We start from the raw sequence: 15350 nt of genomic DNA, 5'->3' as shown, positions 1-15350 counted from the left end.
GGGACGAGTTGACGGAAGGCGAGGCGCATCGACGGACGGGCGGACGAGTTGACGGAAGACGAGGCGCATCGACGGACGAGCGACGAGTTGACGGAAGGCGAGGCGCATCGACGGACCGGGGACGAGTTGACGTAAGGCGGGACGCAACGACGGACGAGAGGCGAGTTGACGGAAGACGAGGCGCACCGACGGACCAAGGACGATTAGACGGAAGGCGAGGCGCATCGACGGACAGACGACGATTTAAAACGGCACCGTCGTCCCTGTCTGAGGACGATACTGTTCGGTGAAGGGGGAAAATGGGAGAGCATCGCCGCTCTCCTCCGCAATATGCATTCGAATGTTCTTTCCCAAACCGATTTATTGCCGCTGCGCCGGACCGCATTCCCTTTCCTCACGATGCGCCGGATATAAAGCGAATCGCAACGCCCGGCTGATCAGGACCGGCAGCACCGACACATGGTTTTCGCCCTCAAACTCGTGGAACGCTGCCTCCACCCCATAAGCGGAGAGGGCGGACAGCCGCTCCGAAAGCTCCCGCGCGCTGTCGCTATTGCGGGAGATATGATGCTTCTCCCATTCTCCTGCTCCAAGCAATACTTTGACGCGGAGAGGCTCGCGCTCCAATCGGGATGCGAATTGCCGCTCTTCCCGAAGCAGGCGTTGTCTGTTCCAATGAATGGAGGGGCTGCCTGCGACAAAGCATTGAAACGCGCTTGGCTTCGTAAACAACACATGCAGGACGAAAAGTCCGCCAAGAGAATGTCCGAAGATCGTCTGTCTGTCGCTGTCGATCTTGAATTCCCGTTCGATCTGCGGCTTCAGCTCCTCTTCGATGAATTGCAGAAAAGCTGCTGCCCCGCCTTGTTCGGGCAAAGCCGTTCCATCGGACTTATGGAAAATTCCGTGGTAGGCTCCGGCGTATAATCGTAATAGCGGTCCGGAGAAAAGGGACGTTCCGTCGGATAGCCGATGCCGACGACAACGGCCGGAACAACTCCCGTCTTATCGGGGCGGCCGCCTTGCAAGCGTACCGCCTCCACTACCGTTCCGAATACGGAATTTGCATCCAGCAAATAAATGACCGGAAACCCCGAAGGAGGAGGATCTTCGGCAGGCGCTGCCACCATGATCTGATAGCTGCGATTTTCCGCACGCGATCGCATCGTCCATTGTACGGAACGGGGAATTTCGACCTTGGGACGCGCGATGTCATTTTGTTCGAACGTCATCATCCGTTACTCCCTTTTGGACTTTTGGATTCAAGCTGCAACGATGCCATGCACATGTTATTGGACCAGCAGCCTGACCGTATCGTCAATAATTTTCTCATAAGCGATCAGACCGCTGCCAAGCCAATACTCGTCGCTCACCTCGTACACATGCCCTTCCTTCACGGCAGGAATGCTCTTCCAGATGGGGCTTTCCGTCATCTCCTTGATGCTTTGCGTCCCTTGGCCGTAAGCGTTAATGATAAAGATGTAGTCGGCGTCCAATTCCGGGAGTACTTCCATCGACACATTCGCACTGTTCTCTTGCCCCACCAGCCCGGATATTCCAATCCCCAGTTGCTTGTGCACAACGTAACCGCATAAATAATTTCCGCCCATCAGACTTACGCCTTTGGCGGCGAAGCGAATAATGGCGACTTTTTTCCTCCGACCGCTTGGTCCAGTTTTTCTTTCGCCTCTTTCACTTTCTGCTGGTAAGCCTGCAACGCTTGATCAGCTTCGGCGGATTTGCCGAGCAATTTCCCCAGTGTGCCGAGCGACTTCTCCACATCTCCGGAAGCATTCTTGAACACATAGGTCGGCGCGATCTTGGCATATTTCTCATATGCGCCATTAGCGGCATACGTCTCGGTGTGCAGGATGATCAGATCGGGATTGTAGGACATGACCACCTCCGGCGACGGCAGTCCCCCCGAAAAGTCAAGCTTCGGCACATCCTTCAATTCTTCTTTCAGATATTCGTGGCCCATATTGCCATTGGACCATTGAGCCACCGGCTTTATGCCCAGTTTGAGCAGAGAATCCTCAAGATAAGGCGCGAAAATCCTCTTGGGCGCTGCAGGCACGGTAATCTTATGGCCAAGTTCGTCCGTTATCGTCCGCTCCTCTGACGGTAAAGGACTATTCTCTTCCGGTGCGGAAGCGTCGGAAGTGGTTGAAACCGAACGTGGTTGTTCGGACGATTCCACATTGCTTTGCGGTTCGGACCCGCAGGCGACCAGTAAGCTTCCTGCAAGCACGAAACACAGCAATACAGCGCCAAATCTGTTGGCCATTTGAAACATGGTGTTTCTCCTCCTGTGATAATAATTCTCATCGAAGTGATTATAGATCATGTCGCTCAGGAGTCACCATGGATGCTATCCAGAAGCGCGTTTGGACAATTTCCGGTAAACAGGAGCATGGCTTCATCCAACATCCGGAAAATGGAAACGGCCGAATATTCAAACCACGGGTCAGAGGTGATCAAGTAAACATGCCTATTTCTTACTGCTTTCAATTGACGCCATGCTGCTGTATGCTGCAGAGCCAGCCAATATGCCCGAGACGATGCCTCGGGGCATACGACCAGCAATATCCGGTCAGGGTTAAGCTCAGCCAGTTGCTCCAACGCAAGCGGTACGTTATAGGACGATTCTGACCGGAAAGCTAATTTGAGCTTCAGGTCCCGATGAAAGACATCCTTGAGTCCGCGGTTCCAATAGGCATGGATGCTTTGTCCGTAGATACGCAAAATCAGGATGCTGTCATTTCCCAGCACCGCATCAAGCTGCTCCCTGGCCGACCGAACCCTTTGTTCATACCGTTGTATCCATAACTCCGCCTGATCCTCTTTATCCAGGAATCGGGCAATCATCCGGAGCTGGTCTCTCCACCCGACGTTCTCCGTCGGCACAAAGAACGTCGTCGCCATGTCCATCAGTTTCGCTTTCACGGAAGGACGCAACTGGTCGGTTCCGATAATGGCGTCGGGACGAATCCGGACCATCTCGTCCAGATTGGCGTCAAACGGCCTGCTCGTGTACGGATCGGTCAGCTTCAGATGGGACTTTATTTGAGTACGGTAAGCGTTATAGTAATAGGGCGTCCACTTGGGATCGAGAGGCGCTGCCGCGGGCATAACATTGAGAGCGAGCAGGTGGCCTGTCACCGATGTGGAGCATGCGACGATCCGTTTCTTGAAATTTTTCGCAAAATCAGATGGAGATACGCCAACCTCCTTCTTGAATTTGCGGCTAAAGTAAAACTCGTCGCTATATCCGACCTTTAAAGCGATATCCCGCAAACGCTCCTCGGTTTCAGCCAAATAACGTTTGGCCCGATTTATCCGCAGATCCGTCAAGTAGTCCATCGCGCTCTGTCCGTACGTCTTTTGAAAAGGTCCACAAAATATTTGGGACTGACATTGGCCATTTGTGCCAGCTGCCGGATAGACAGGGGTTCGTTATAGTGCCGGTCCATGTATTCTCTGATCTTGGCCAGATTCGTTCCGGAATGCCGTCCCGGCGCGTACGAGGTAATGTCCGCCACCTTCCCTTTGTCTTTAAGCATGAGGACCCTCCTCCTTTTTGGTTAAAAGACAATGAGAAATGGTATGATCCTAACCTTAACAATATCAATAACGATAATCATTATCAATACCTCGTATCGCTCGGCGGATACGATAAAAGACTAAGGATCGCTGCGGGGGAATGGATAAGCCCGTAACGATCCTTAGTGTTTTCTATGGTGGAAAGGTATTGGATATAGCTTGCTCCGCTGCCTTCCGGAGACAACGCTCCGCGCCGTCGCGGCGAATCGGGCGCGGCAGGATGGTTGGCTACACCCGAACCGCAGGTTCCGGATACCGTTCGAATCGTCCGCCGCGGTAACAAACGCGGCGGACCGTTTCGCCGGCATCGGCGAGAAACTCGGCTCCGTCCTCCCGGCATACGAACCGGCGGGGGTAGGCAGCGTAGCTGGTCACGATCCAGCCCTCCGCGGTTTCCGCCGCATGGCCGTTCACGCAGCGCAACACTCCGCTATCGTCCCGGTACAGGTAAGCTGTCGTTCCGAATCCAAGCAGGTAGGCGACCAGCTCTTCCCCCATGTCCCAATCGTCACCGGACGAATTCGCGAACAACCGCTTGAACAAGGGATCGCTCGCCTCCCGAAACACCGATTGTCCGAACCGGTTGCGGGACAGAACCGGCATGTTCAGGTTGGGCGCGGCAACGCTAAAAGTCGATGCGGCCGCCCCGGGTTCGAGCCGCCTCGGCGTGGAGGCGACATGCCAATCGTAGCAATTGAACACGGCCATTGTCGCTCGGTACGCGGCGAGAAGATAGGCCGGATCGCCGAGATGCTCGTAGGCGGACCGCGCCGAGGCGGCAACGAGCCCGCCCCACAGCGAATGAATCATATAAGATAACGCTTCCCACCAACGTTCCGGGTTTTGCGCCCGGTAATCGTTGCTGAAGCCGATATTGGCCAGAATCAGTTCGCCGTAAGCTTCCGCCTCCTTCGTGAGACCGATTCGGCACAACGCGTCGCAGGCCGGGCCGAATCCCGCGTTGTCGTAGTAATGTTCCGTGATGGCTCCGCGGAATCCCCGGGTTTCTTCGGCCAGCTGCGCGGAGAAATCATCCCACAGTCGCTTCAGCCGCGCATGCGGCCCGGACAACCCGGCACGCTCCAAATCCCGCAGCAAGTCGTGAATGTACAGAATAAAGATGCCGTTCAGCCTGGCTTCGTTTCTTTCCCGTTCGCCGCTGTGGCAGTTCGGGTCGAGCCGGAAGATCAGCACTTCCGCCGCCCAGCGCAAATACGTCTCCGGCGAATGCAGCGCCAGCGTACGGCGGTCCATGCGCGACAACAAATAAAAGACATGCGCGATATAATCGAAGTCGTAAATGCGGTAGAACGTCCCGTAGAGCATGCGGGGCTTGCGGAAATCCCCGTCTTCGAACCAGTGGTTTTTCATATCCAGCACCGCCGCGGCTTCCGCCTTGCGAACCTGATCCGGGTTCGGGGCCGTCAAGCTGTTTTTCATCAGAATAAACGTCAGCTTGCCCAGCGATTCCCCCTGATTGGACAAAGGCAGAAAAGCATGCGGCCGCCCGTGCGTTCCCGCTTCGTCGTAGCTGTGCCGGCACAGCCATTCGGCCCGCTGCTCCAGCATCCGGTCGATCGGCTCCAGCACGTTCCAGACCAGCACGTCGGTGCGGCCGTCGTCGAGCACCAGCTCGAGCTTCCGCTCCCCGGGGCGCTCCGGCCGCAAAACAATGCGGAGCGCGCTGCCGGCATTCCCCGTCTGCACCCGATCAGTGATCGATTCCTTCACTACCCGGCTGGCTTCGGGAGACCATGCCGACAAGCGCATTTCCCGGATCGAACGGCCTTCCGGCAGCACCAGCTCCGCTTCGAACACGCCACCGGCCGTCAGCGCCGGCGTGTATGTCCACCGCGGATGGCCGGCCGCGAGAGCTTGCCGGTAAAAATCGCCTTCATCCCTGCACGGCACGAAGGCATAGCCCCATTCCCGGCTTTCCCCCGGCGCCAGCGCGAGTTCCCGGTATTGATCCCCGTAGATCCAATCCGTCGCCGCCAACTCGGGAAAAGAATCTCCGTTTTCCACCAGCGAAAGGCGGTGGAACAACACACCGTCCAGTGACGGGGATACCTGCTCCAGAAACAGGTTCCGGTAACGGCAGAACGTCCCCAGCGTCGCCGTCCGTCCTCCCGCTGCGTAAATGCCGAGATGGGGCGCCTCATGGCTGCGCCGGATGGCGGCGAATTTCGCGAAATCTCCGCCCAGATGCGGATAGACCGCACAGGATTGACGCATGTTCCGGAGCACGTCGAGATCGCGAAACATGACATGCGCCAGCGAGAACCACACGTGCAGTCCCGTTATCCGCGCCGTTTCCGCAGACCGGTTTTGGACGACGATCCGCCAGCGGAGCCGGTCTTCCTCTTCCAGCGAATAGGTCATCGCCACCTCCACGGGGCCGCCCGCGTACGTGACGGCGGCCTGGCACCTACGGTCGATCCGGACGCGCGGAACCGTGTCGCAGCTGGCATATGCCGTCCCGTTTACCGTCATCGACCATTCTCCGAACAACTTGTCTTCGTCGGAAAAATCGACCTCGGCCAAATATGCCGGATCAACGACCCAATTCATTCGAACCGGGTCTTCCCTCACAATCAAGGATGAAACCGCGCCGCGGTCGGTTAGTTTCATCTCGAACGTCCGATTGGTTAAGATGCCCAACGACTCCACCCCATTCTTGCTATCTCTGTTATTTTTTTACACCGCTGAGTGACAGGCCCCCCAGTACGAGGTTTTGCGTGAAATAGAACAACGTGACCGGGAAAAGCACGGACACACACGATATCGCCATCAACTTCTCGTATTCGATGTTGTAGGCGTTCTTGAACAGGTTGATGCCCAAAGGCAGCGTGTACAAATCCTGATTGTTAATGAAAATGAGCGGCGTCAGAAACTCGTTCCATACCCAGACGAAATGGAACACGCCGATGACAACCACGATGGGACGGCACAGCGGCAAAACGATTTTCCAGTAAATCTGCCAGCGGTTGCAGCCGTCGATTTTGGCCGCTTCGTCCAGATCGAGCGGGATGCCCATAATAAACTGCCGGGCCAGGAAGATAAAAAAGGGCGCTCCGAACATCCCGGGCAAAATCATCGGCCACAGCGTGTTGATCAGACCGAGCTTGTTGTACTCGATGTACAGCGGAATCGCCGTCACGTCCCAGGGGATGACCATCGTGCCGATGACCAGCAGGAACAGGGCGTTCCTCCCCCAAAACGGAATCCGGGCGAAACCGAACGCCACCATCGTGGACGAGAGCATGGCGAACGGCGTGGATACAAGAACGACAATCAGCGTATTCGCAAAATATTGGGCGAACGGCTGCGCTTTCCAAGCGTCCGTGAAATTGTGCCAATGCCAAGTTTCGGGAAGGAGCGAAGGTGTCGGCGTGAAGATGTCCTCGGGGGCTTTCAGCGCCGTCGACAGCATCCACGCGATCGGAAACAAGAACACGACCGCCACAAGAACGATCAGAAACGTCATGGCGATCCGTTCCCACGGTTTGCCGGCTTGTGCTTGCATTATCGTCCGCCTCCATCCGCTTCATAGTGGACCCAATACTTCGACGATTTGAGAATGAGCCCCGTCAACAGAACAATCATCACGAACATGACCCAGGCCATGGCGGACGCATACCCCATCCTGAAATGGGTGAACGCGCTTCGGTATACGTGAAACGAATAAAAATACGTCGACTCCGCCGGGCCGCCTCCCGTCATGACGAACGCAAGCACGATTGTCTGGAACGCAGCGATCAGGCTCGTGATGATATTGAACAGAACGGTCGGCGTGAGCAAAGGAAGCGTGACGCTGATAAACTTCCGGATGCGGCCGGCTCCATCGATATCGGCAGCTTCGTAATATTCGGACGAAATCGTGCGCAAAGCCGACAAATACAGCACCATCGGCGATCCGACCCCCCAGAGGGCCACGATGACCAGCGCGTACAGGGCTACGTCCGGATCCGTCAGCCAATGCACACGGGGCAGCCCGACTTGCTCGAGGAAAAATTGATCGGCCCGAAATCGTCGTTGAACATCCACGCCCAGATAAGCGCCAGCGTTACCCCTTGAATGAGCGAAGGCATGTAGAAGACGGAGCGGAAAAATCGGCTGCCGACTGTTGCCCGGTTCAGCAGCACCGCAATGAGAATGGCCAGGATGACCTGCAGCGGCACCATCAGAAACACATACTTGAATGTAACGGCAAGCGCCCGATAGTAGAATGGATCGCTTGTAAACATGTGGATATAATTGTCGAACCCGAGAAATTTCGGAGCGCCCACCATGTTCCATTCCGTAAAGCTGATGACCAGGGAAAACAGCATCGGCCCCAGCATCAGGAAAGCGAATCCGAACATCCATGGCGAAACGAAAAGCCATCCCGCCAGGTTCTCCTTCCATCTCTTCCGTCTGGCAGAACGAAACAGTGCCGCTTCGCCGGCATTCGTACGACTCATTTTGTTTTCACCTCTGTTTGCGAAAAGAGGGGAGCCTGGGTACCCACTCCCCTCCATCGTTTACTTGAGTACTTCTTGCGCCTTTTGGGCGGTGGTGTCGAGCATCTTCTTGATGTCGTCGTTATGGTAGAAAATCGCCTGGAAGCCGGAACGGATAATGTCCTCCGCCTGGCTCCATTTTTCGGTGCGCATGTTCGCGATCAGCTTGTCGGAACCTTCCAGTTCTTTGGCGAACGCCTTCAGGTACGGATCGTTCGCATAACCGTTCTCTTTGTCGACCTGCATGACCGGAGAGAAGGCGAACTTGTTGGCGGTGATGATTTTGCTGCCTTCCGGTCCGGACATGAACTTGATCAGCTCCCAGGCCTCATCCTTATGCTCGCCGTTTTTGGGCATCGAATAGCCCGATGTATGGATGATGCCCTTCAGGGTGCCGCCTTCCGGAATCGGGTGGGTGACCGTGCCGAGGTCCAGCTTGCCGGCTGCCAGCATGTCGCCCAGCGGCCACATGCCGTTGTCCCACATGGCGATCTGACCGGTCTGGAACGCTTCGATACCGTTGTTCGTGCTGAACTTTCCGGCCGTGTTGATTTTGGAAGAAGCGTCATACACCCGTTTCAGGAACTCCATCGTTTTGACGTTCTGCTCGGAATTGAGCACGCCTTCGATTTGTTTGCCGTCATCACTGATTAAATCTCCGCCGTTGGACCAGAAGAAGGGCTGCGCGGTGAATACGTCGTCCGGCGTGGCGATGAATCCGTATTGCCCCGGCTTGGTCAGCTTCTCGACCGTTTCCACGAATTCGTCCCATGTCCAGCCGTCCTGCGGATACGGAACCTTCGCATCGTCAAACAGCTTCTTGTTGTAGTAGATCGCCCGGGGCGAATAAGTGGTTGGCAGTCCCCACAACTTGCCGTCGTACTTCATGTAATCCATTAAAATCGGATAATACATGTCCAAGTCGTACTGCTCCTTTTCGACCCAAGGTCCCAGGTCTTCCAATGCTCCGCCCGGCACGTACAGCGGATAGTTCCAGGCCATGAACACATCGGGCGCCGTATTCGAGGCCAGCGCCGTCAGCAGCTTCTGGTCGTAGTTGTCCGGAACGGACTCCACTTTGACTTCGATGTTCGGATGCTTCTCCATGAATGCGTTGATGGCGTTTTGGTAGGGTTGCAGCGTCTGGCCTGAATCCCAGGTCATGAATCGCAGCGTCACCTTTTTCGGAGAACCGCCGGCGCTTGCGGAGCCCGCATTTTCGGAACCGCTTTCATTTTTGCCATTCCCGCCGCATGCCGCAAGCAAACTCACGCACAGTACCATGACGACGACCGACATCCAACTTCTTTTGGCAGAAATCACTCGTACCCCTCCTCGATGTTTTTGCGAACAATATCATGTGAACCTGCTTACGGGCTGACCCGTTGGCCGCAGGAAATCACCGCTGCAAGAAAAAAATGGTTTAAACGTTTAAATTTATCGCGCTAATAATAGCGCTTACTTCCAGTAAATATAGATAAACGTTTAACTTTTCCTGACGGATAACCATCAGGACATCGCCAGCCGGGCGACGGAATCCCGTTCCACCAGTCGGCATACCGGCATGGCGATGTCGGCAGCGGGTTCTCCCCGCATGATCCGGGCGAGCGCTTCCATCGAAGCGTATCCCATGGCATGAAGAGGCAAATCCATCGTCGTCAACCGTGGCGTCAGGTAATCGCTGAACTCCCGGTTGTCAAAGCCGATGACCGACAGCCGTTCGGGGACCGGCACGCCCAATTCCCGCGCAGCCCTCATCACCCCAACCGCCATGACGTCGTTCATGACCAGAATCGCCGTCGGCGGGTTCGGCAACGCGAGCAGTTCCTGCGTCAACCGGTAACCGGATTCCGTTTCCCAGTCCCCAATCTTGATCCAGCCAGGGTCGAACGGCAGCTCGAACTCCGTAACCGCCCGAAAAAAACCGTTGAGGCGCAGGCGGGACGGAATGGAGTCCATCATTCCGCTGATGACGGCAATCCGCGAATGGCCCTGCCGAACCAAATACGACGTCGCCTCGAAAGCCGCTTTCTCGTCGTCGTATTGGATCGAAACGTCGTTCTGCGTATAACCGTAAGTATACACGATGGGCTTGCCGTGCGTGTGAATCAGCCCCGTCAAATCGCGGGGGTGAACCCCGATATATACGATGCCGTCCACCTGTTTGCGAAGAAGCTCATCCACCGCGCCCTGGGCGTATTTCTGGTAGCGATCCCTGTTCTCGAAGTCTTTGCCAATCCGTTTGTTCAAGCGAAGGTTGGTCAGCAAGATATGCAGATCGTAGCGATCCGCATAGTCGTTGATGCCATCGATGATTTCCGGGGTATTGAATACGGTCACATCCTCGGCGATAACTCCGATCGTGTCGGTTCGTTTGCGTTTAAGGCTTTTGGCGATGTCGTTCGGCTTGTAGTCGAGCTCTTCGATCGCCTGAAGCACGCGTGCTTTCGTCTCGGGACGGACGTTGCGGGTACCGTTCAATACGTAGGAGACGGTTGCAGTCGATACGCCGGCTTTGCTTGCAATATCTTTGATGCTGATGCTGGCCATCAATCGTCCCTCCCGAGATAAATCTAAACGTTTAAATTCCTTGCAAGATTTTTATAACATAGAACCGGGTTAAAGATCAACAAAAAAATGCCCGCTACGCGGGATATACCATCATCAAGCTTGCCGCCCCGATTACGTTTTCGGACGATCCAGCCCTTTTCCCTTGCGATCGTAATCGCTTCGATCCGATTGGCGGCTTCGAGTTTTTGCATAAATCTCCGAGATATAATTGCGGATCGTGAACGGAGAGAGAAACAGCATTTTGTTCATATCGGACACCGAATGCCCCGATTCGAGACACTGCAAAATTTCCCTTTGCAAAAAGAGACCAGAGCCACGGGCCTGATCTCCCTCCATATCCCTTATTTTTCTAACCCTTATATCCCTACACCTTCATAAATAAATCCCGACTCGCTTAATCGATGTCCGACCAAAAAATTGCGGGTATCCAATAAATACGGAGCTCTCATTTTCTGATGCACGACCTTCCAATCCAGCGCAGCGTATTCGTTCCAATGCGTCATTAAAACAATCGCGTCCGCTCGCTCCGCTACATCTTCTGCTTTTTGGCAATAGCGGATCGGTAAATGCGCGTTCAACTTTCGAAACATGGCCATCCCCTTCGGGTCGTGTGCGGCAATGTTTGCTCCCATTGCAATTAATTTGCTGATGATATAAGAAGACTGCGTATGGCGCGCATCATCCGTATCCGGTTTAAATGTAAGGCCGAGAATGCCGATGTTTTTTCCATTTAACGTTTTTAACCGGCTTCTAAGCTTGGTGATGCAGCTTTCGTGCATGTTCAAATTAGAAGCGATAGCGGCCTTCACCAATGTGAGATCCGCTCCGTATTTCCGGCTCGTCTCCAGTAATTCCGACGTATCTTTGGAGAAGCAGCTGCCGCTCCAGCCGCTGGATACTTGAAGAAACTTTTCCCCGATACGAGAATCCAGTCCCATGCCTTTGGCCACATCCATAACATTGGCCCCGAGCGTTTCGCAAAGCCTTGCGACCTCATTGATATAACTGATCTTAATGGCCAAAAATGCGTTCGATACATACTTAATCATTTCTGCGCTTTTGGTGTCAGTCTCAAAATAGACGGCCTTGCGGGCTTTCGGATTCATCTTGAACCCCACCATCTTGGACCACTCACTGTCATTTTTATTTTCGATCAGATCTTGGTACAATTTTCTCATGACGGTTCGGGCTTCGGGATGCGTTGTGCCGACTACAATTCGGTCCGGAAAAATACATCTTCCAGTGCGTAGCCTTCCCGCAGAAATTCGGGATTGCTGACGACGGTAAATTGTTCATTGCTCCTTAAGCCTGAAGTCTCTTCAATGATCGAAGCTACAAGATCGGAAGTGCCGACCGGAACGGTAGATTTATTGACAATCACGGTGAAATGCTCCGGATTCAAATGTTCGCCGATACATCGGGCTGCCGATTTTACATACTGCAATCCAGCCGTCCCGTCTGCTTCCGCCGGAGTGCCGACTGCAATGAAAGCGACATCGGCGTTAAAGTATTGATGGACAATAAAACCCTGCAGGACAGACTCAGCAAAAATGGAAGGGACTTCGGGGTAGCCCAATGACCGGTTGAAAAAATGATTACCCGTTTATTCCACATTTACGAGAAAAATTTGCACACAAATAAAGGAACATTAAAAAACTTGCCAAAAGGCAGGAAGCCGATTCCCCGTTAATCAGCGAACAGCTCTATGAACTGTCTACTCCCTTTGACTGGCATAATTACGATGATTTATGGAAAAGGATGTTTCCCAAATTGCCAAACGAGTATTCTCTGCCCGACCCGAACTTTTGCACCTATTTGATCGCTATGCGGATGAAAACAAATTCGTATATTTGGATGCCGATACACGTGTTTATAGTTCTTTTGATGAACTCGACAAGCTGTTAAACCATAATTCCATCATTTTAACGCCCTTCGCTTGGAGCCTCAAAATAAATTGAATTCCATCGAAGAAGAATTAGTCAATCTTAAGGATGGTGCCTTCCAGGTCGGATTCCTCGGATTAAACAAAACGGCAGAGTCCAGACGGTTTCTTACATGGTGGGCTGCGCGATGCCGTGATTATGCCATTGTTGATTAAAAGAAGGGTTTGTTTTTGGATCAAAAATGGTTGAATCTGGTGCCTTGTTTTTTTAAAGAAGTTTATATTTTACGGGACCCCGGCTATCATATGGCTAGTTGGAACCTTTCGCAAAGGAAACTGGTTCGAAAAGGCGCGAATCAATATTACGTCAACGGCAGGCCGCTCGCCTTCTTTCAAAGCAGAGGTCAGCGATAGAGATGACCTCCACACATGAAGAAATCGAAGCTGCTGCAGTAGAATTAGAAAGTCCAAAGGAACCGCAAACCGTAGCAACTCCTTCCGACCCGATACCGTCTCCCATCGCAGAGAATGATTTTCAATAGCCTTATCCCTCCTTCCCGGAAGGATAGGCTATTTTTTTTACGTCTTTTAATTTTAATGTCAATCATTAAAAGCGTTGCAATTCCTTCAAGTATTTCTCAAAGTCCTGACTGGACAACGGTTTACTGAACAGAAAGCCTTGCCCTTGACCGCAGCCGTCCTCATTCAAAACGGCCAACTGCTCCGGAATTTCGACTCCCTCGGCAATCACACTCAGATTCAACGTTTGCGCAATGGTCAATATCGCCTTTACAATCGCATGACTTTCTTTGTTCCGATGAATATCCCGGATGAAAGAAGCATCGATTTTCAAAGTGTCGATAGGAAGATTTTTGATATAACTGAACGAACTATATCCCGTTCCGAAATCATCGATGGAAGTGTGAACGCCCAAGTTCCTGATTTCTTGCAAAATCGCTGCCGCATTGTCGATGTCCGCAAAAACGCTTTCCGTAACCTCAAGCTCCAACCATTGCGGTTCCAGCCCGGTATCCTCCAGTATCTTGCTTATCCGATCAACCAGGTCAGGCTGATAGAATTGTCGGGCAGACAAATTAACGGATACTTTTAACTTAGGGTATCCTTGATCCTGCCATTTTTATTTTGCTCGCAGCCACGGCGCAGAACCCATTCCCCCAGAGGAATGATTAATCCCGTTTCTTCCGCGATAGGGATAAATTTATTCGGCGCTATCCTCCCCAATTCGGGATGATCCCAACGAACGAGCGCTTCCATGCCGGTAACTTTCCCTGTCGAAAGATCGAGTTTAGGCTGATAATCAATCCGAAATTGCTCATGTTGAATCGCCTTTTTCAGTTCATTTTCCAACAGGATGCGTTCCAAAGAACGCTCTTCCATATCCGAATGAAAGAATGAAACACCATTCCGGCCGCTGTCTTTCACGGCATATAGAGCCATATCCGCTCGTTTTAACAATTCATCCGGGTCCCTTCCATCCGCAGGAAAGAGAGCGATACCCATACTGCAAGACATACTGTGGCTCTGCCCGCACAGCTCGATCGGTTCCTGGAGGCTTGTCTGGATCCTTTGAGATACGGACTCCACCTCCGCCGAACTCGATATGTTCGTCAATAATACGATAAACTCATCGCCCCCCAATCGAGCGACCATATCACTCGAACGAATACAATGGCTGATTCTTTGCGCTGCTTTTATGAGAAACAGATCTCCGGCCTCATGACCGAGCGAATCGTTGATATATTTAAACCGGTCCAAATCAAGAAAGATAATGGCCAGCTGCGAATGACAGCGCTGTGCTTGACGGACTTCTTTGCGTAAACGATCCATAAATAATCTTCGGTTCGGCAAATCCGTCAATGTATCGTGGTAGGCTAAATGGTAAATCGTCTGTTCCGACTTTTTCCGTTCGGTTATATCTCGCATAATGAGAGCCAGGCTGTTGACTTCGCCCGATTGGCCGACGATCGGATTGATCTTGGTTTCCATATAGCAATAGCTGCCGCTCTTCGTCCGGACCCGAAACTCCAGCGTCGAAGACTCCTTTTTAGTGACCAGTTGATTGCGAATCGCATTAGACACCGTCTCGCGGTCTTCTTCATGCACCCATTGAAGCATCGGGCCGGATTCAAACTCGGACAAGTCGTGTCCTAACAAGCTCGTGTGAGAAGGCGACACATACAAAAAATGGCCCTCCGCATCAATGACTGAAATCAGGTCCGACGAATTTTCGGTAATTAAACGGTACCGTTCCTCGCTTTTCCTTATCTCTTCTTCCATCTGTTTTCGAAGGCTGATATCATTTCGAATCGAGACATATTGATACGGTTTTCCCTGTTCATTCAAAAATGGAACGATTGTCGTATCTACCCAATAGAATGAGCCGTCTTTGGCTTTATTCCGTATTTCTCCCCGCCAAATCTCCCCGGCTCCGATAGTGGCCCACATGTCCTTAAAAAATCGCGAGAATGATACCCGGAATTCAGGATCCGATGGTCTTGACCCAGCAATTCTTCCCGATTGTATTGGGAAATTCTACAAAACTGTTCATTCACATAGTGAATAATCCCGCGCGGGTCTGTTATGGCCACAATGGAGGACTGGTCCAGCGCATACCTGATATCGGCCAGTTCCTTTAACACTTTTTTCAATTGCTCGTCTTTTTCGAATAACGGACTTTCCAGAAAAGGATATGTCGGTGAACCGGACACTCTGTTCGAACCTTGATTTTCCATTTCTCATCACCTGTTTCATATAATTTGGCCGTCTCTCTA

The 15350-nt window shown here is 52.7% G+C and carries 10 protein-coding genes and 4 pseudogenes; all 14 read right to left on the bottom strand.

What is annotated here, in order from left to right; genetic code table 11:
* Positions 1–360: 360 nt before the first annotated feature.
* Positions 361–1235, bottom strand: a pseudogene (locus tag PACILC2_RS10925) (alpha/beta hydrolase).
* A gap of 54 nt (positions 1236–1289) precedes the next feature.
* Positions 1290–2287 (bottom strand): annotated as a pseudogene (locus PACILC2_RS10920) (ABC transporter substrate-binding protein).
* A 65-nt stretch (positions 2288–2352) separates the two neighbouring features.
* Positions 2353–3363 carry an ABC transporter substrate-binding protein gene (locus PACILC2_RS10915; protein WP_307860542.1) on the bottom strand — a complete coding sequence of 337 codons (1011 nt, stop codon included), beginning with the start codon at positions 3361–3363 and terminating at the stop codon, positions 2353–2355.
* The gene (locus tag PACILC2_RS28655) at positions 3351–3563 is read right to left on the bottom strand and encodes an AraC family transcriptional regulator (RefSeq protein WP_307860540.1); all 213 of its coding nucleotides are present in this window, start codon (positions 3561–3563) and stop codon (positions 3351–3353) included. The genes PACILC2_RS10915 and PACILC2_RS28655 overlap by 13 nt, the downstream gene beginning before the upstream one ends.
* 268 nt (positions 3564–3831) lie before the next feature.
* Entirely contained in the window at positions 3832–6174 is a 2343-nt protein-coding gene (locus PACILC2_RS10910; RefSeq protein ID WP_213528866.1) for a hypothetical protein, read from the bottom strand.
* Between the two features lie 118 nt (positions 6175–6292).
* The gene (locus tag PACILC2_RS10905) at positions 6293–7129 is read right to left on the bottom strand and encodes a carbohydrate ABC transporter permease (RefSeq protein ID WP_213528865.1); all 837 of its coding nucleotides are present in this window, start codon (positions 7127–7129) and stop codon (positions 6293–6295) included.
* The gene (locus tag PACILC2_RS26795; protein WP_244863434.1) at positions 7129–7587 is read right to left on the bottom strand and encodes a carbohydrate ABC transporter permease; all 459 of its coding nucleotides are present in this window, start codon (positions 7585–7587) and stop codon (positions 7129–7131) included. The genes PACILC2_RS10905 and PACILC2_RS26795 overlap by 1 nt, the downstream gene beginning before the upstream one ends.
* Complete coding sequence (locus PACILC2_RS26790) at positions 7575–8066, bottom strand: carbohydrate ABC transporter permease (protein WP_244863433.1); 492 nt, start codon at positions 8064–8066, stop codon at positions 7575–7577. The genes PACILC2_RS26795 and PACILC2_RS26790 overlap by 13 nt, the downstream gene beginning before the upstream one ends.
* Before the next feature lie 60 nt (positions 8067–8126).
* The gene (locus tag PACILC2_RS10895; protein WP_244863432.1) at positions 8127–9428 is read right to left on the bottom strand and encodes an ABC transporter substrate-binding protein; all 1302 of its coding nucleotides are present in this window, start codon (positions 9426–9428) and stop codon (positions 8127–8129) included.
* Between the two features lie 186 nt (positions 9429–9614).
* Positions 9615–10655 carry a LacI family DNA-binding transcriptional regulator gene (locus PACILC2_RS10890; RefSeq protein ID WP_213528864.1) on the bottom strand — a complete coding sequence of 347 codons (1041 nt, stop codon included), beginning with the start codon at positions 10653–10655 and terminating at the stop codon, positions 9615–9617.
* A gap of 146 nt (positions 10656–10801) precedes the next feature.
* Positions 10802–10919 (bottom strand): annotated as a pseudogene (locus tag PACILC2_RS29360) (LuxR C-terminal-related transcriptional regulator); the annotation flags it as partial.
* 113 nt (positions 10920–11032) lie between these two features.
* Entirely contained in the window at positions 11033–11854 is an 822-nt protein-coding gene (locus tag PACILC2_RS10885; RefSeq protein ID WP_244863431.1) for a nucleotide sugar dehydrogenase, read from the bottom strand.
* Between the two features lie 32 nt (positions 11855–11886).
* Positions 11887–12252, bottom strand: a complete 366-nt coding sequence (locus PACILC2_RS26785; protein WP_244863430.1) for a hypothetical protein — start codon at positions 12250–12252, stop codon at positions 11887–11889.
* Between the two features lie 913 nt (positions 12253–13165).
* A pseudogene (locus PACILC2_RS10880) lies at positions 13166–15311 on the bottom strand (putative bifunctional diguanylate cyclase/phosphodiesterase).
* Positions 15312–15350 lie beyond the last annotated feature (39 nt).

Source organism: Paenibacillus cisolokensis, assembly GCF_018403665.1.
Lineage (GTDB): Bacteria > Bacillota > Bacilli > Paenibacillales > Paenibacillaceae > Paenibacillus_AH > Paenibacillus_AH cisolokensis.
Note: the sequence above shows the minus strand (reverse complement) of the source record. Positions and strands in the feature narration are given on the sequence as shown.